The sequence below is a fragment of the Microtetraspora sp. AC03309 genome (assembly GCF_020826795.1).
Lineage (GTDB): Bacteria > Actinomycetota > Actinomycetes > Streptosporangiales > Streptosporangiaceae > Microtetraspora > Microtetraspora glauca.
The window spans coordinates 1-17,923 of record NZ_JADDIL010000116.1 but is presented as its reverse complement, the minus strand read 5'-3'; the positions used below and the strand labels follow the sequence as shown (position 1 = coordinate 17,923).

12 protein-coding genes are annotated in these 17,923 nt (G+C 70.5%); 7 read left to right on the top strand and 5 right to left on the bottom strand.

Annotated features, from left to right (window positions below; all coding sequences use genetic code 11):
- Nucleotides 1-37: 37 nt before the first annotated feature.
- Nucleotides 38-3,295: a glycoside hydrolase family 78 protein gene (locus tag IMZ11_RS39520; RefSeq protein WP_228648171.1), complete on the bottom strand. Its 3,258-nt coding sequence runs from the start codon at nucleotides 3,293-3,295 to the stop codon at nucleotides 38-40.
- A gap of 245 nt (nucleotides 3,296-3,540) precedes the next feature.
- On the opposite strand from IMZ11_RS39520, the gene IMZ11_RS39515 reads away from it, so the two are divergent.
- Together IMZ11_RS39515 and IMZ11_RS39510 are read left to right on the top strand one after the other, a co-directional pair.
- Nucleotides 3,541-4,671: a LacI family DNA-binding transcriptional regulator gene (locus IMZ11_RS39515; protein ID WP_228648169.1), complete on the top strand. Its 1,131-nt coding sequence runs from the start codon at nucleotides 3,541-3,543 to the stop codon at nucleotides 4,669-4,671.
- A 376-nt stretch (nucleotides 4,672-5,047) separates the two neighbouring features.
- Nucleotides 5,048-6,622, top strand: coding sequence for a DUF5722 domain-containing protein (locus tag IMZ11_RS39510; RefSeq protein WP_228648167.1), 1,575 nt, complete (start codon nucleotides 5,048-5,050; stop codon nucleotides 6,620-6,622).
- Between the two features lie 157 nt (nucleotides 6,623-6,779).
- Here IMZ11_RS39510 and IMZ11_RS39505 read toward each other — a convergent pair whose 3' ends face one another.
- Nucleotides 6,780-7,511 (bottom strand): DUF4097 family beta strand repeat-containing protein, encoded by a 732-nt coding sequence (locus IMZ11_RS39505; protein ID WP_228648166.1) that lies wholly within the window; start codon nucleotides 7,509-7,511, stop codon nucleotides 6,780-6,782.
- 355 nt (nucleotides 7,512-7,866) lie between these two features.
- Here IMZ11_RS39505 and IMZ11_RS39500 point away from each other — a divergent pair, with 355 nt between their 5' ends.
- Nucleotides 7,867-9,288 carry a S28 family serine protease gene (locus IMZ11_RS39500; RefSeq protein WP_228648164.1) on the top strand — a complete coding sequence of 474 codons (1,422 nt, stop codon included), beginning with the start codon at nucleotides 7,867-7,869 and terminating at the stop codon, nucleotides 9,286-9,288.
- Between the two features lie 92 nt (nucleotides 9,289-9,380).
- On the opposite strand, the gene lysA is transcribed toward IMZ11_RS39500, so the two are convergent.
- Both lysA and IMZ11_RS39490 read right to left on the bottom strand, forming a co-directional pair.
- Nucleotides 9,381-10,703, bottom strand: coding sequence for a diaminopimelate decarboxylase (gene lysA, locus IMZ11_RS39495; protein ID WP_228648161.1), 1,323 nt, complete (start codon nucleotides 10,701-10,703; stop codon nucleotides 9,381-9,383).
- Nucleotides 10,703-10,963 (bottom strand): SAV_915 family protein, encoded by a 261-nt coding sequence (locus IMZ11_RS39490; protein ID WP_228648159.1) that lies wholly within the window; start codon nucleotides 10,961-10,963, stop codon nucleotides 10,703-10,705. Before IMZ11_RS39490 ends, lysA begins: the two co-directional genes overlap by 1 nt.
- A 397-nt stretch (nucleotides 10,964-11,360) precedes the next feature.
- Between IMZ11_RS39490 and IMZ11_RS39485 the strand changes: the two genes are divergently transcribed.
- A complete protein-coding gene (locus tag IMZ11_RS39485) occupies nucleotides 11,361-11,876 on the top strand; it encodes a hypothetical protein (protein WP_228648157.1) in 516 nt (171 codons plus the stop codon).
- 711 nt (nucleotides 11,877-12,587) lie between these two features.
- Here the strand turns inward: IMZ11_RS39485 and IMZ11_RS46855 are convergent.
- Entirely contained in the window at nucleotides 12,588-12,752 is a 165-nt protein-coding gene (locus IMZ11_RS46855) for a transposase (protein ID WP_374463206.1), read from the bottom strand.
- Nucleotides 12,753-12,833: 81 nt separating this feature from the next.
- Here IMZ11_RS46855 and IMZ11_RS45810 point away from each other — a divergent pair, with 81 nt between their 5' ends.
- From IMZ11_RS45810 to IMZ11_RS46020, 3 genes are all read left to right on the top strand, one after another.
- On the top strand, nucleotides 12,834-12,968 hold the full coding sequence (locus IMZ11_RS45810; protein ID WP_255707810.1) for a hypothetical protein: 135 nt from the start codon (nucleotides 12,834-12,836) through the stop codon (nucleotides 12,966-12,968).
- 214 nt (nucleotides 12,969-13,182) lie between these two features.
- A complete protein-coding gene (locus IMZ11_RS46515; protein WP_228648155.1) occupies nucleotides 13,183-14,454 on the top strand; it encodes a S1 family peptidase in 1,272 nt (423 codons plus the stop codon).
- A gap of 40 nt (nucleotides 14,455-14,494) precedes the next feature.
- The gene (locus IMZ11_RS46020) at nucleotides 14,495-17,242 is read left to right on the top strand and encodes an AAA family ATPase (RefSeq protein ID WP_308066904.1); all 2,748 of its coding nucleotides are present in this window, start codon (nucleotides 14,495-14,497) and stop codon (nucleotides 17,240-17,242) included.
- The last annotated feature ends 681 nt before the right edge of the window (nucleotides 17,243-17,923 follow it).

Genomic DNA, 17,923 nt, shown 5'->3' with positions numbered 1-17,923 from the left:
GACCGGCTCTTCGCCCTGGTCGCGGGAAGCGGCGCGCTCATGTCCGCCGCCCTTCTGGCCGGGCTCGGGGTCGTACGCCTTCCGCGTCTGATCGGGAGGCGGGGTGGCGGTCGAAGCGGACCCCCGCCGCCTCGGAGGCCGGGCGCCCGCCCTCGGTCACCCGCGCCGGCTCCGTGGCGGGCACCCACACCTCGGCACGCGTGTTGGGCGGGACGGTCACGTCCAGGGCGAAGCCGCCGTCCTCCCGCCGCCATGCGACCTCCACCCGGCCGTGCCGGGTGCGGTGGGCCGTCGTGGCCCAGGTGATGTCCCCGCCGGGGCGGGGCCGTACCACGATGTCCCGGTAACCGGGGGTCGCGGGAGCGAGCCCGCCGATCGTCCGGTACATCCAGTCCCCCACCGCTCCGTAGGCGTAGTGGTTGAAGGAGTTCATCCCCGGGTCCTGCAGGCCGCGATGGTGACTCCAGCTGTCCCAGCGCTCCCACATGGTCGTGGCGTCACCGTGCACGACCGGATAGAGCCACGAGGGGAAGCTGTCCCGCAGCAGCAGCCGGTAGGCCGTCTCGATGTGCCCGGTGCCGGTCAGCGTGTCGAGCAGGAACGGCGTGCCGAGGAAACCCGTGGACAGATGCCCGCCCCGTGCCTCGATGTCGCGGACCAGCCGCGCCGCCGCCCTGGGCAGCTCCGCGTCCTCGAGCAGGCCGGCCGTGATCGCCAGCACGTAGGCGGTCTGCGTGCCGCTCGCGACCACGCCGGGACCCGTGACGAAGGCGGCGCGGAAGGCCCGCCGTACCTGGGCGTACAGGTCGAGGTAGGCCCGCTCGTCGTCGTCGCGCCCGAGTGCCGCGGCGAGCCCGGCGAGCTGCCGCGCCGACAGCGCGAAGATCGCGGTGCCGACGAGGCCCTTGGGGGTCTCGGCCCCGATGCTCAGCCAGTCGCCGAAGCCCTCATCGGGGAAGATGCCGGCGGTCGAGCGTTTGTGCAGGTAGCCGAGCCAGCGGCGCATCGGCTCGTAGTACCTGGCGACGGCGCTCGTGTCCCCGCGGAGGCGGTGCAACGCCCAGGGCACCATCACGATGGCGTCTCCCCAGCCGGGCGAACCGGCCTCCTTGGGGTTGGGTGACAGGCCGCGGCCCGAGAGCACGTCGGGGGCGACGTGCGTGACGGCGCCGTCCTCGGCCTGCGCGTCCACCACGTCGGCGAGCCAGCTCTCCAGGAACGACCGGGCGTCGTAGTTGAACAGTGCCGTGGGCGCGAACGCCCAGATGTCACCGGTCCAGCCCAGCCGTTCGTCACGCTGGGGGCAGTCCGTCGGGATGGAGAGGAAGTTCCCTCGCTGGCCCCACACGATGTTCCGCTGCAGCCGGTCGATGCGCTCGTCGGAGCAGGTGAACTCCCCCGCCGGTTCCATGGCGGCGTACGCCACACGGGCCCGGATCGCGTCCGCGGTGAGCGGTTCCCGCACCCCGGTCACCTCGACGAACCGGAAACCGTGGAAGGTGAACCGGGGCTCGAAGGTCTCGGCGTCCGCGCCGCCTCGCGGGAGGAACTCGTCCGTGGCGCGGGCCGAACGCAGGTTGGCCAGGTGGAGCGTTCCGTCGTGGTCGAGGACCTCGGCGTGGCGCAGCACCACCGGGCGCGTCCGGTCGGCGCGTGCGGTCAGGCGGACCCAGCCGACCAGGTTCTGCCCGAAGTCGGCGATCCAGACGCCCGGCCGCGCCTCCCACACCGCCTTCGGCGCGAGCTCCTCGTGCACCCGGATCGGCGGGGCGACGGCGGCGGCCAGCCGCCCCGAGGGAGGGCTCACGGGCACGGCGGGGAGCCAGCCGGAGTCGTCGAACCCGGGCATCGTCCAGCCTGGCGGCTCGGCGGCCAGGTCCTGCCGTTCACCGTTCTGGAGATCGGCGTATCTGACCGCGCCGCCGCCCGCCCTCCAGTCGGGGTCGGTGCGCAACCGGGTCGTCGTGCCGTCGTCGTGCAGGATCTCCAGCTCCGCGCGCAGCGCGAGCCGCCTGCCGTACTGGAAGGAGCCGAACCAGCTGATGTTCCCGGCGTACCAGCCGTCCGCGAGCGCCGCGCCGAGCGCGTTGCGGCCTTCGGAGACCAGCGCCGTGACGTCGTAGGTCTGGTACGTGACGCGGTGGTGGTAGTCGGTCCAGCCGGGCGCGAGGTGGTCGGCGCCCACCCTCCGCCCGTTGAGATGCAGCTCGTAGACGCCGAGTGCGGTGGCGTACAGGCGCGCGCGACGAACCGGACGCGGCACGTCGAACTCGCGCCGCAGATAGGGGCTCGGCCGATCGGCGACCGGCTCGCGCCCCCACGGCGGATCGCCGTGCAGGCCCGCCTCCTCGGCGAGCGACCAGCCGGAGTCGTCGAACTCGGGACGTTCGAAGCCGTTCTCCGGCCGCTCGACTGCCCGCCAGCGGCCGTTCGAGGTCACCGTCACGGCGGCGTCCCCGGCGACGGGGACGAGCTGGGGCAGCGCGGGACGGCCCTCCACCACGATCTCCAGCCGCGCGCACAGGCCGCCCGGCGTCCCGTCCCGCGCCTCGGCGGACAGCGCGAGCACGTTCTCACCGGAGGCCACCAGGTCGCCCGCGTCGGCGACGAAGGCGCCGTCCCTGATCTCCCCGGCGACCGGGAGGCCGTTGAGGTGGACCTCGCGGGCGGTCGCGCCGCCGATCACGAGCCACGCAGAGAGGGGACGCGCCCCGCCGGGCACGGTGAACCGGGCGCGGAACGCTCCGGTCGCGGACTCCGACGGCCCGAGCGGGCCGGCGACCCAGATGTACGGCACGTTCTCCAGGGACGGAAGCCGCTGGGAGCCGGGAACGCGGGGCGTGCCCACCCAGTCGGCGGTCCACCCGGTCGCGTCGCCGATCCCGGTCTCGAACCAGTGCGCGGGACTCCACGCGGACCATGCCTCGGATTCCCCGGATTCCCCGGCTCCACCGATTTCCCCGGCTCCACCGGTCCCGGTGGGCCCGCCGGTGACGCGCACCCGCCAGTGGTAGCGCGTGCGCGGGCGCAGGTCCGTCCCCTCGTACGGAATGTCGTATGTCCCGGACGACGGGACCACGCCGCTGTCCCACACCACGTCGGCGTCCTCGTCGAGGGGGTCGCTCTCCCGGCCGACGAGGATCCGATAGGCACTCTGGACGCGGCCACGGTCCCCCGCCGGAGCGGCGAGCAACCAGGAGAACCTCGGCGCGGACTCGCCGAGGCCGAGCGGCTCGGTCCGCCCCTCCACCCGGGGATCGGTGACGATGAGGGTGGCCGCGGAGCCCTGTTCCATGTGTTCGCTCTCCTTCATGCCCTGCACCAGGGGAAACAAAATATTGAAACATTTCAACCCCGGGAACCGTAGACATCGCGACGACGTGGCGTCAACCCTCGGCGGCGGCGCCCGGCCGACGTCAGCATGATGTGACCGCCATCCGGGGGATGAAGTGGGCACGATGTGGCCATGAAGTGGTCGCTGAAACATTTCAACCAGTAGACTGGCCTTTCATCGCAGGCGAGCAGAAGGGCTGTCCGCCGGTGTCCGACACCGACAAGCCGGGCGAGATCTCGGCGCCACGCCCCCGCCCCCGCACGAACCCGCGCCGCACTCCCGAGGCCGCTCAGAGCGGGGCGGCCGGTCGCCGCCGGCTCAGCATGGTCGACGTGGCGGCCCACGCGGGCGTGTCCATCGGCACCGTCTCCAACGTGCTCAACCGGCCGGAGCTCGTCGCGGAGCCCACTTTGCTCCGGGTCCGGGAGGCCATCAAGACGCTCGGCTTCGTGCCCAGCGCGCCGGCCCGGCAACTGCGGGCGGGCACGAGCCGCTCGGTGGGCATCGTGGTGCGCGACATCGGCAACCCGTTCTTCACCGAGGTGCTCCCCGGCATCGAGGCCCGGCTGTCCCAGGAGCAGCTCCTGCTCGTGGTGTGCAGCTCCGGCGACTCGCTCGAGAAGGAGGCCCACCACCTGCAGACCCTGGAGCAGCACCGGGTGGCGGGCATCCTCATCACCCCGGCCGGCGACGATGTCGGCCACCTCGTCGAGCTCCACCGTCGCGGCATCGGGATCGTGCTGCTCGACCGGCTCGGCGCCGGATCGCAGCTCTGCACCGCGGCGGTCGACAACGTACGCGGGGGTGAGCTCGCCGGGAGGCACCTGCTCTCACTCGGCCACCGGCGCATCGGCTTCCTCAACGGGCCCTCCATCGTGAGGCAGTGCAGCGACCGGCGGCAGGGGCTGTTCCGGGCGATCCGCGACGCCGGGCTCGACCCCGAGGACGTGGTCACCGAGGTGTCGCTCCCCGCGCTCACCGCCCAGGGGGGAGAGACCGGGCTCGACGAGCTTCTCGCCAGGACACGGCCGACCGCGCTCTTCTGCGTCAACGACATGGTCGCGTTGGGCGCGCTCAGGGGTCTGGAGCGGCGCGGCATCGCCGTTCCAGACGAGATGGCCGTGATGGGCTACGACGACGTGGAGTTCGCCGCACTGCTCTCGCCGTCGCTCACCTCGGTGCGTCAGCCGAAGCACCAGCTGGGGCAGGCCGCCGCCGAGCTGCTGCTCACCGACTCCCGGGGGGACGCCAACCACTGGCACCAGGAGATCGTCTTCCAGCCCGAGCTGGTGGTGCGGGCCTCCACCTCCGCGCTCCCCCGCTCACGCGACCATTGACCCGACCACGAACCTGGCTCGGGAGCCGGGCGGGCGGACGTCCGGACGGAATACCTCGGGTGGAACACCTGGACGACCATCGCCCGGCCCCTGGAACCCCTTAGCAGCCCCTCCCATATACCCGATCTCTCGGTTGCGTCGTGATACGTTTCAACGTAGTCACCCCATGAGGCCAGGTCTTCTCGCGCTGACGTGAACCTCGCCCGCCATGGACGCCCGTGCCATCCGGCGCCCGACTACTCGCGTACGTCCCTGAGCTGCATGAATACCTGACATGCGCGAAATATCAGGACCTACTCTTGCCTCGAACCTCCCTCCGAGCCATCCTTGAGACGTTTTAATACCTCGGGGGCTCATCAGCTACAGGAGGTCCCGCATGACGCGGGCAGTCCACCGCATCCTCATCGCTCTCGTCCTCGTCCTCACCGCCCAGTTCGGCGTGGCCCCGTCGACCGCGCAGGCCGCGGACGCGCTCCCCTACCCCACCCGCTCCGACTACCGCGTCAAGGGACTGCAACCGGACTTCTGGTCGAACAAGGACGAGATCTCCGGCAACAACACCGGCGGCGTCGCCATGAACCTCATCTGGGCGGAGTGGGAGCCGAGCGTCAAGGCCCCGCCGTGCGCGACGGGCCAGCAGGAGTTCGACGGGCACTGCTTCACCGTCGCCACGAATGTCGACTCCGCCATCAAGGCCTGGACAGACCGAGGACTCGTCGTCAGCGCGGTCGTGTACGGCACACCGGCCTGGGCCCGGCAAGGCCGGACCTGCACCCCGGCGGCCGCTGGATTCGAGAAGTTCTGCGTGCCCAACGACCCCGCCGACTACGCCCGCTTCGCCGGAATGCTCGCCCAGCGCTACGACGGGCAACACGGCAACGGCCGTATCGCCGACTTCGTCATCATGAACGAGGTCAACAGCAACACCTGGTTCGACATCGGCTGCGGCCAGGGCACCGCGTGCGACACCACCGCCTGGCTGAACACGATCGCCGCCGACTACAACGCCGCCTACGACGCGATCATCGCCAGGCAGTCCACCGCCAAGGTGCTCATCTCCCTCGACCACTACTTCGGCACCACCTACGACCGGCCCGCGGCGAGCGAGGCGATGTTGTCGGGCATGACCGTGCTGAAGGGGCTGGCCGCGCGGGCCGGGTCCCGTGCCTGGCGGGTGGCCTACCACCCCTATCCGCCCAACCTGCTGAGCCCGGACTTCTCCGCCGACGACTTCCCGAGGGTGACCTACGGCAACATCGGCGTCCTGGTGGGCTGGCTGCGGCAGCAGTTCCCCGGCACCCCTTCGGCCTGGGAAGTCCAGCTCACCGAGAGCGGCGTCAACTCCCTGTCACCGTCCAGCGAGTCGGCCCAGGCCGCCAAGCTGTGCGACACGTTCCGCAACGTGCTCGGCACACCCGGCATCGAAAGTTACATCTGGCACCGGATGAGCGACCACCCCGACGAGACGGCCGCCGGGCTCGGCGTCGGCCTGCGCCGTACGGACGGCACGGCCAAGCCCGCCTGGTCCACCTGGGCCCTGGCCAACCGCTCCGACCTGTCGCCCGCTCAGCTGTCCTGCGGCTTCGAGGAGTTGCCGTACACCCGGCTCCGGCGCGGCTTCAGCACCAGCCGCGGCCATGTGGCCTCCTCCCGGCTGCTGCCGCCCGGGGTCACCCTGGAGCAGTCGTGGCGGCTGCTGCGCCGGCCCGCGTCCGGCACCGTGGCGCTGTACGAGTGCAAGGTCGGCAACCACACCATGCTCACCCGTGACGGCGGCTGCGAGGGGCAGTTCCCCATGGGGCCGGTCGGTCACGCGTACACCACACAGGTCAGCGGGTCGGTGCCGCTCTACCGGTGCCGGGACACGGCGAACGGAGACCACATCGTCACAGCCCAGGCGAACTGCGAGGGGCTGACCTACGAGTCGCTGCTCGGCTACGCGATGACCTGACGGACCTTCACCGACGTCCCCGTACGCGGGCGCGAGCCGGGCGAACGACCGGTTCGCGCAGTCGTCGGCATCACCGGCCGGGACGGCCGGCGACGACTCGGCCCGCCCGTCCCGGCTGTGAACCGAACGCGCGCGAGCCGTGGCGGCCCGGCCGCGATCAGGCGGGCTTGACGGTGATGGCTCCGTTGCTCGTGGACAGGTCAAGCTGGTGCTCGCCGGCGGGGTCGTCGGAAACGCCGATGTCCTTGCCGCCGTTCTGGGTCCGCGCGGACACCTTGTACCGCCCGGCCGGAACGGTGAGGGTGATGCCGCCGTTGGACGTCTCCGCTCGGACGTCCTGTGGAGTGGCCAGGGTGAGGTCGATCGCGCCGTTGGAGGTTCGCGCCTGGACGCGCTCACCGTTCAGCCCGCGTCCGGTGATCCGGCCGTTGCTGGTCCGCGCGACGACCGCGCCGGTGACCCCGTCCAGCTCGATGGCGCCGGAGGTGGTGGTCACGTCCACCTCGCCCACATCGGTCAGGGCGACCGCTCCCGAGGAGGTTTCACCACTCACCGGCAGTCCCGCAGGCAGGTCGACCGTGTAGTTCACCGAGCAGTGCCGCCCGCACCCCCCGAGGATCAGGACGCCGTTCTCGACGCGGTAGGTCGTCCCCTCCCGAGGGTCACCTATGTACTCCATCAGGCGGCGGACGGACACCTCGCCGGCGTTCTTCGCACCGCGCAACGTGACGCCGCCGGAGTCGCTCTCCAGCCGTACGGACGTGATCTTCTCCGACACCACGGCGTCGTCCTGAAGGGTCGACTTGGCCCTCAGGTCGCATGCGCCGAGCGTGCTCACGCAGATTCCGGCTGTCACGACCGCTCCGAGGAAGCGGAGCTGCTTGCGCATGGATGTCCCCCAATTCTGTGGAAGCCGCCGGTTCCGACCCCTGAAGATCAACGGCTTGAACGAGGCTACGACACACGCCGCGGCGACAACCATGGGGAATACCCCCGGTTCCCGCGGCGGGCTGTCCACCCGAACGCGCGGACGGCAGCAGCGCCCACTGGGCGGTATGTCCTCCGAACCCATGACAAGACATCATTTTTCACCGTTGAATCTGTGACATCTGATGTTATGGTGACGATCAAGTCAATTACCCCGTAGTGGTCACCGGATCGGTGAGTGGCGACGGCGGAGAAGGTCTCCCGGCCAGACGGCTCGGACTTCTGGTGACGCGCTCCGCCCCCCAGGAGACACGATCGTGCGAACCCGGACCGTGCCTGCCCTCATACCCGCCCTCATGCTCGCGTTGCTCGCCACCGGACCCGTCGCCCTGCCCGCCTCGGCGGCGGCGGACCCGGCCCCCTCGCCCACCACGACGGTCGAGGACCCCCTGCTGGCCGGCCTCAGGGCCATCCCCGGCCTGACGGTGGTCTCGGAGTCCCGGCCGACCGGATACCGGCACTTCATCCTCAGCTACACACAACCGGTGGACCACCGCGATCCCGGCAAGGGGACGTTCCAGCAGCGGCTGACCCTGCTGCACCGCGCCACCGACGCGCCCGTCGTGCTCTACACCAGCGGGTACGGCATGTCCACGAGCGCGTCCAGGACAGAGCCGACCCGGCTCCTCGACGGCAACCAGGTATCGGTCGAGCACCGGTTCTTCCGGCCGTCCCGCCCCGACCCGGCGGACTGGAACGCCCTCGACATCTGGCAGGAGGCGAGTGACGAGCACCGCATCGTCGAGGCGCTCAAGACGCTCTACTCCGGGAAGTGGATCCAGACGGGCGCCAGCAAGGGCGGCATGACCTCGGTCTACCACCGGCGCTTCTACCCGGACGACCTCGACGGCGTGGTGGCCTATGTCGCGCCGAACGACCGGGTCAACCCCGATGACCACACCTATGACGACTTCTTCGCCCGGGTGGGCGATGCCGCGTGCCGTACCGCGTTGCAGAACGTGCAGCGTGAGGCGCTCAAGCGCCGCGACCGGCTGGTGCCGAGACTGGAGGCGTTCGCGGCGCAGAACGGCTACACCTTCACTCGGACGCTGGGCACCGCCGACCGGTCGTTCGAGATGTCGGTGCTCGACGCTCCGTGGGCGTTCTGGCAGTACTCGCTGGCGGCCGACTGCGCGGGCGTCCCGGCCGCCACGGCGTCCGACGACGAGATCTACCAGTGGATCGACCTGGTCGCGTCCTTCGCCTTCTACACCGACCAGGGTCTCGACTACTACACGCCGTACTACTACCAGGCGGCCACCCAGCTCGGCTGGCCCGAGCTGAAGTTCGCGCACCTGCGTGGGCTGACCCGCTATCCCGGCCTCTACCAGGCGAACTCGTCCATCCCGGCCGAGCTGCGCTCCCGGCACGATCCCCGGCCGATGCTCGACGTGGACCACTGGGTGCGCAAGCAGTCGAGCCAGATGATGTTCATCTACGGCGAGAACGACCCGTGGAGCGCCGAGCGGTTCACGCCCACCGGAAGGGACTCCTATCTGTACGTCGCCCCCGGCGCCAACCACGGGGCCAACATCTCCCGGCTGAACGAGGCCGACCGGCTCGCGGCGACGGCGACACTGCGGCGCTGGGCCGGAGTGACGGACACGTCAGCGGCCCAGCGGAGTGCGGCGCCGTCCGTTCCCGACGACGACATGCTCCTCACCCGCCGCCCGTCCTGACCCGCACCGCGCAGAGGAAGCCGCTCACCCCGGCCGGCCAGCACGGGCCTGGGGTTCGCTGCCGCCTGCCCACGAACCGTCCGATTTTCGAATCAGCGACCGACCTCCCTGCGCATCAGGTCCTCCGGCTCCTCCCGGCGGACCACCAGCCGCGCCCGCCCGTCGGCGACGGCGACGACAGGCGGCCGAGCCGTCATGGTGTACGTGGACGCCATGGAGTGGTGGTAGGCGCCGGTAGCGGCCACCACGATCAGATCGCCGGGGCGGAGGTCGGCGGGAAGTTCCACGCCCTGGGCGATGACGTCCTCGGCCGCACTGTGGTGGCCGATCACGGTCATCTCGCGGGTGCCGGCGGTGGAACGGCGGCCGATCATCCTGGCCGTGTGGCGGGAGCCGTACGGGGAGGGGTGAGGGTTGTCGCTCATCCCTCCGTCGACGGCGACGTAGATGTGGGTCATGCCCCGCTTGATGGAGATGACCCGGTACAACGTGAGCCCGGCGGGGCCGCTGATCGCGCGCCCTGGTTCCACGATCAGCCGGGGAACGGGCAGGCCCAGCCCCGCGCAGCGCTGCGCCACGGCCGCGGTGATCGCGGCGGCGTAACGGCGCGGATCCAACCCATGCTCCGACTCCAGGTAGGCGATGCCGTGGCCGCCGCCCAGATCGAGCTCGGGCAGGACCATCCCGTGGGCGTCCCTGATCCGCACCATCTGCTCGATCAGGGTGCGGGCCACCCTCTCGTACGGCTGGGCCTCGCAGATCTGGGAGCCGAGATGGCAGTGTAGGCCGGCCAGTTCCAGGCGGGGTTGGCCCAGAACCCTGGCCACGGCCTGCCCGGCCGCTCCGGTGGCGATGGACAGGCCGAACCGCTGTTCTCCTGCCGCTTCCAACGCGCCGGCCTCGATGTCGGGAATGACGCGGAGCAGTATCTTCTGGCGGCGTCCCGGAGGGACGAGCGCGGCCAGCCGGTTGATCTCGGCGGCGTTGTCGACCACGATGCGCCCGACCCCCACCTCGATGGCGGTGTGGATCTCCTGGGGCGTCTTGGCGGTTCCGTGGAAGATGATCCGCTCGGCGGGGAAGCCGGCGGCGAGGGCGAAGGTCAGCTCGCCTCCCGAGCACACGTTCAGGCTGAGACCCTCCTCGTGGACCCAGCCGACCATCGCCCGGCACAGGAACGCCTTGGCCGAGTAGGCGATCTCGGCGTCCGGCAGGGCGGCGCGGTAGGCGCGGCACCGCCGGCGGACATCGCTCTCGTCCAGGACGTAGGCCGGGGTGCCGTGGTCGGCGGCGATCCGCATGAGCGAGACGCCACCGACCGAAGCGGCCCCGTCGGGCTCGAAGCGCGTGGTGGACGACCAGGGTCCGCCCTCGGCCGCCGACTCGGCGGCCAGGTCCTGTCGGAGAACGCACATCACGCGACCCGCGCGATCGTGCCGGCCATCATCCCCGTGGGATCGACGACGATGCCGACGACGTCCAGCTCCTCGATCATGCGCCGGAGCGCGGGCTCACTGAGCCGGATCCAGCGCTGGTCGGTGCCCAGTACCTTGGTCAGGCGGAGCGGCGAGGAGAAGGCGACCGCCGTTCTCTTGCCTGAAGCGGTCCTGAAGAGGCGCAACGACATCGCGAATGCACCCTTCCGAACCGGTACATACAACGGCACTTCGGACATGACTTCCTCCTGGGGAGAACTCGTACAAGAAAGGACGCTAGAGCCGCGAGGACGACATCGAGCCTGATCGCTACGAGATCCCGACGGGGAGCGCCCGAACGTTGACGCCGCATTGACGCGGGAGCCGGAGGACGCCCCCGCCCGGCTCACCAGGGGAGATACGAGGGCGCCGACGCCGACGCCGACGCCGTGTGACTGCGAGTGCTGTTCCGGCAGCTCCCTCTCGACGAGGACTTTACCGAGGCGGCCGTCAACATCGTCTTCAGCCGGGTAGCTGGGCAGCCACACCGCGTGCGGACCCGAACACCACGGATACCGCACAACGGGAGCCCGAAAGGAGGAGGGGCGATCTCCCTACCTCGCAGACGGAGGCGGGGTTCTCCGCCCCTGGACGCCTATGACCGATCCCGAGATCAGCCGAACCGACCTCCCCGCCACCAAACCGGCACAACGCGCGGCTCGCCACGGACTCCTTCTCGGAGCCGCCACCGTGCTGCTACTCACCATGGGTACGGGCGTGGCCGCCGCCCAGACGGGGCTGTCTCCACGTGAGGAGACGCCCAGCGGACACTCGGCGGAGGGCTCCACTGGCTCCGTCCACGGTGAACTGACCATCACGAAGAAGGGCGGCGGCCAGCAGACCCTCACCGTGCAGAGCGGCACCGTGACATCGGTCGACCAGAATTCCATCGAGATCAAGAGTCAGGACGGCTTCGCGCAGAAGTACGCCATCACCGACTCCAGCCGTGTCTCCGCGGGGCGCACGGGGCTGACCGAGATCACGACCGGTGACAACGCACTGGTGGTCGCCGTCGGGAAGGGCACCTCCGCCCCCGCCGCGCTCATTGCGGACCTCAGCCGGCCGAAGTGGCCCGGGCATGGCGAGGGCGGCGCCGCGTCGCCGTCATCGTGATCGCGATCGTGATCGGGCCCTGCCGGTAGAACGGCCACCCTGTGTGGCCCCCCGGAAGGGCCCGAGCACATCGCACGCTGGCGCTGTCGGGCGGGCAGGACCTCCTCAACGAGGCGGCTGATGCTGGAGGAGACGCTCACTCGCTACCCCGGGCTGGAGATCGCCGGCGAGTCGCCGTTCGCGGAGTCCTTCTTCGTCAACCAGCACAAGACCCCGCCGGCTGGCTCGGCCCCCGCGCCGGCTGACGACGGAGAGAACCGCCGCTGCCACGAACGACGTGGCAGCGGCGGTTCCCGCCGGTGCGGTCCTGCCCCAGTGTGCAGTGGAAGAGCACGGGCTTTCCCGATGCTTTCCATGTGCGGCCAGGATCTCGTGGAAGACTTCCGGTGCTGCCAGCTGGATACGGCGCCGGAGCCGTAATCGCCGCCGTTCGTCTCGGTCCTCGTCCCCACGTCGCCGTCTTGGGGGTTTTGCCCCTTTGGCGCAGCCCCATTTCCTGTTCGGCGGCCTCCTCCAGCGCCGTGACCAGCTCGCCGTCCAGGGCCATCCGCGGCGTGGTGGTGGGCACGGGTCGTGGTGGAGTCCACGCCGACCAGGTCGAGGTCGACCTGCCCCCGGGCCGCGGCCTCGGCGATCACGGCCCGCATCAGATACTCGAAGACGCCCGCCATCGCCCAGGAGCGGAACCTGTCGTAGACGGTGGACCACGGCCTACTCGGCGGGCAGATCCCGCCACGGGCTACCGGCGCGGAGCCGCCGCATCACGGCGTTGAACTGCTGTCGCAGGTCCGAGATCGGGCCTCTCTCACCCAGGGGCAAGTGAGGCTCGATCAAGGACCATTCCTCGTCAGTGAGGTCTCCACGCGCCGTGGCCATGGCCATGGCCTACCAGGACCGGAGACCCGAGCGCAGGCGATCCCCTGATCTCAACTCCGTACAGGCCCTAAGGCTCAGATCATGCTGCACGCCGACCGCACCGGCCAGACGCTGCCGGCCGCTCATCAGCGGGCAGTGGGACACGGCTGCCGGATCGTGGACGAGCGGCACTGGGACGGCCTGCCACCGGGACCGGCCGCGGGCGCGTCCGCATGAACCATTCCGGGACCCGGTGTGAATGACCGGATGTGCCCATACCCGGCACCATCCGGAGGCGCGTAACCGGATCAATTACCGATCGCCATGAAGCGGGTTACCTATTCCGGCGAGCCCGCGTGCATGGATTTTAGGGTTGCGCTCCGGATTCGATTTCCCTCGCCGCTCCCTAGGTTTGTCGCACATTCGGGCTTTCCAGAACGTGGAGAAACGCGTGCGCAGAACAACTGTAGGTCTGGCGGCAGCCTTGGCTCTCACCGTGGTGAGCGGCATGCCCGCGGCGGCGCTCGCCTCGGCGGAGCCACCGCCCGGGCCCGTCTTGTTATCGCCGCAGTCGCCCGACGTCAAGACGCTGCCCGAGCCGACGGCGCAGGCTCTGGACCGGGCGCGGAAGTTGGCCGAGCAGCATCCCGACGACTTCAGCGAGCCGTGGGTGGACCCGGAGACCGGTCAGGTGGTCCTCGGCACGGTGACGGGCACCGCCGGCCGCCTGGCCGCCGACCAGGGGAAAGACGTGCTCCTGCGGCCGGCCACCCGGAGCAAGGCCGTACTGGAGAAGATCAAGGATGGCGCGATCGGCGAGCCGGCGGCGGACATTCCCAACGCGGACGCCATCAGGATGACCCGCCTCGACGCCGAGCACAACCGTGTGATCATCACTGTGAACAGGACCACGGACGCGCTGCTCCAGGCGCTGACGGCCAGGTACGGAGCCGACGCGTTCGCCGTCGAGGTCGATCCCGCCTTCAACCCCACCAAATCCAGCCGCTCCGACGACGGGCCGGACAACTGGGGAGGGGCCGCGGAGATGACGATCCGCCAGGCCCCCGACGGCAACACAATCAACTGCTCGTCCGGCATCCCCGTCTGGATGCCGGGCGACAAGTCGGGGATGCTGACCGCGGGCCACTGTATCCCCAAGGGCGGCTACGTCTTCAACGGGAACGACACGAGTTACATGGGCTGGGTCAGCGAGAACAACCGGGAGAACTGGTACGACGGCTGGGGCACCACGCTCATCTCGGGCCAGACCGTCTACAGGGGCGACCTCTCGCTCATCGAGATCCCCAACGGGTTCAGCGGCTACTACATCTACCGCGGATCCGTGGCGAATCCCTACACCTCGATCATCGGCCAGCTCGCACCGCACCGCGCCGGGCTGGGTGACGAGTACTGCACCAGCGGTTACAAGACCGGCGAGGTGTGCGGGTGGAAGGTCGTCAACTACGGGGTCAACGTCACCTACGCCAGCGGTGAGATCGTCCGCAACGCGGTGTCCGGTTACAAGAGCAGCGGCAAGTGCGTGGGCCACGGCGACTCGGGAGGCCCGACGTACTACGTCATGTCGAACGGCCGGGTCCAGGTGAAGGGCATCAACTCGGGCGGCAGCAATTTGGACAACTCGGGCGACTGCAGGGAGTTCTTCACCGACGTGTGGGACGCCCTCGACGCCTTTCCCGGCATCTTCCCCCGCGTCCTGCCCTGACCCTGGCCAGGGTGCGAGGGAGGCGGCACAATGATCCACTGTGCGCAAATCGTTCTTGACGGGCAGAGTGCGGGAACGGCAGGTCGTGGACGAGCTGCTGGCCGGCATGGCGGACGGCAGGAGCGGCGCACTGATCATCAGAGGCGAGCCGGGCATCGGCAAGACCGCGCTGCTCGAATACGCGAGCAGTGCGGCTGAGGACACTCGCCTGCTGTCGGCCGGCGGCGTGGAGACCGAAGCCGAACTCCCCTTCGCCGGGCTGCACCAGCTCCTCCGGCCCGTCATGCGCAGGCTGGAGGAGCTGCCGCGCACCCAGGCGGCCGCCCTGCGCGGCGCGATGGGGCTCGGTCCGCCCTCCGGCGACCGGTTCCTCCTGGGCCTGGCGGTCCTGACGCTGCTGACCGACTGCGCTCCCGTGCTCTGCCTGATCGACGACGCGCAGTGGCTCGACAGGTCCTCGGCGGACACGCTGATCTTCGCCGCCCGCAGACTCAACGCCGAGGCCGTGGTGCTGCTGTTCGCCGCCAGGGAGGACTGGCCCGCGCCCGCGGGGCTCGCCGAGCTCCCCATGGCGCGGCTCGACCCGGCCGCCGCCGAGGCGCTGCTGCGGGAGCGGGCGCCCGGGCTCAGCCCGCAGTTACGCGATCGGGTCATGGGCGAGGCACTCGGCAACCCGCTCGCGCTGATCGAGTTCGCGAAGACGGCCGAGGCCGCCGAGCCGCGGGGGCAGGGCGGCCCGCGGGCCGCCCTGCCGCTCACCAGGAAACTGCACGAGACCTTCCACCGCCAGGTCGACGCGCTGCCGGAGGCGGTGCGACACCTGCTGCTCCTCGCGGCCGCCGACGACACGGGCGACCTCGAACTGATCCTGCGGGCCGCGGACCTTTCCGGCGGGCCGGTCGAAGCCGAGCACGCCCTTGAGTCGGCCGAGACCACGGGCCTGGTACGAATCGACGCCGGCCTGCTGACGTTCCGGCACCCGCTGGTCAGGTCGGCCGTCTATCAGGGCGCGCCCTTCACCCGCCGCTGCGCGGCGCACCGCGCGCTCGCCGACGTCCTGCTCACGTACGGCGACGCCGCCGATCGCCGGGTCTGGCACCTGGCCCTGGCCGCCACCCGGTCCGATGACGCCATCGGAGCCGCACTCGAAGGGATGGCCCGGCGAGTGGGCGGCCGGAGCGGGTACGCCACCGCGGCCGCCGCCTACGAGCGGGCCGCCCAGCTGACCACTGACCGCCGCCTGCGCGGCCGGCGGCTCTCCTACGCGGCCGAGTCGGCGGTTCAGTCAGGTCACCTCGGGCAGGCGTGCGACCTCGCGGATCGCGCCGAGGGTCTCACCCACGACCCCATTCTGCTCGCCGGCCTGGCCAGGGTGCGCGCCGCCGTGGAGTTCGAGCAGGGCTTCCCGCTGGACGCGGGAGAAGTCCTGGTGAAGAGCGCCGAGTCCATCGAGCACACGGATCCCGTGCGGGCCGCGCTGATGCTCGCCGACGCCATCCGCAACTTCTCCTTCAGTGGTGCCGCGGGCCGGGCGCACGACGCCGCAGGGCGGCTGAGCCAGATCGAGGTGCCGCCGGAGTCGGGTCTGACGCCCCTGATCAGGGCGATGCGGGCGATGGCTGACCTGCTGGAGAGCGGAGGAGGCCGCATCAGCGCGCCCATCCACGAGCTGATCGCGGCGGCACACCACCTGCCGGTCCACCGCCCCGCCGAACGTCTCCTGGCCGCGTCGCTCGCCCTCGTCACGGCGCAGGACAGGGTCGCGCTAGAGCTGGCCGAGCCGGTCGCCGAGCACGCGCGTATACACGGCATGGCCGGGATCCTGCCGCACGCGCTCGAGATCATGGCCGAGGCGCAGCTGCTCGGAGGGCAGCACCTGGACGCGCTCGTCAACGCCACTGAGGGGTACGGCATCGGCCGCGACATCGGCCAGCTCCACCGCTTCGCCCATCTCGGCGGCGTACTGGCCTGCCTGGCCGCGATCAACGGTGACCACGAGCGGTGCCGCATGCTGGCGGAGGCGGGCATCAGCTACGGAAACGACCACGGAGTGGTGACGGCCGGAGCGCTCGGCACGTGGGCACTCGGCCTTCTCGAACTGGGCGCGGGGCGCGTGGCGCACGCCATCGGCCATCTGCAGGCCGCGCGGCACCCCGTCGTCGCGGCGTGGTGCGCCGCCGACCTGATCGAGGCGGGGGTACGCGCCAACCGGACTGAGCTCGCCGAGCGCTCACTGCCGGCGTTCATGGAGTGGGCCCGGTCGGTCAGGCAGCCCTGGGCCTCGGCCATGGCGCTCCGCTGCCAGGCCATGACGACCCCGGGAGGCGCCGCGCGGGAGTACTACGAGGCGGCGATCGAGGTCCACGAACGGTGCGCGCAGCCGTACCAGCATGCCAGGACCTGTCTGGCCTACGGCGAGTGGCTGCGCAGGCGACGCAACCGGGCCAAGGCGAGGACCCAGTTGCGGACCGCCCTGCGGATGTTCGAGGAGCTCGACGCACAGCCTTGGGCGGCCCGCGCCCGGGCCGAACTGGACGCCGCAGGTGAGGCCCGGACGGGCCACGGGACCGGCCTGCGGAGCCTGCACCGGCTCACGCCCCAGGAACTCCAGGTCGTCCGGCTGGCGGCCGGGGGCCTCAGCAACCGCGACATCGCCGGACGCCTCTTCCTCAGCCCCAAAACGGTGGCGCAGCACCTCTACAAGGCCTATCCCAAGCTCGGCGTGACCTCCCGGACCGAGCTCGGCCGCCTCGACCTCGGGACACCCGCGGGCATCGGCCGGCCATGACGTGGCCCGGCAGCCGCCTGTGCGGCTGCTCATTCGGCGGAGGCGTGTTTCTCGCCGCTTTTACGATGGCTCCGGCCGAGGGGGCGTCAGGGGAGGGATCACGCGCGTGCTGTAGGTGCCAATAACTCGGTCACCCTATGCGACCTGCGCATATCCGTGGATCAGCCCGCCGAGGCAGTCACGTCGAATGACCTTTATATCGTCCTCGACCGGGCCGGGAAGGGCCCGCCGCGGAGCGGCCTGGCCCAGGGAGCGATGCGGGCGATGCTCATTGAAGTGGATCTCATAGGCAGCCGGCACGCGTCGTCGCTGCTGGTCTCGCCGGCGTGGATGAGGATCTTCAGCGCAAGCTCTTCGACGCCTTCAACCGCGAACTCCGCTACCGGGACTGTACGGTCTTCGGCGTGCGCCGTGAGGCGCTGTGATTCGAGCGGAGGTGAAAGACCTTCGCCGCCTTCCTCGTGGCCGAAGCAGATGCGGGTCATCGTCCGCAAGGAACGCCCGCACCCAGATCGGGGTTGAGGCCTGACCCGACTGCTCACGCGGGTGTGGGATGAGACGCCCTCTTGAGCCTCTTGAGGGAGCTCGCGGCTCCCGTCGATCATTTCTGTCGTCTAGAAGATCACTGAAGATCTTGCGTTCTGGCCTCGCCTCGGATGACGCGGGGCCAGACTCCTTATG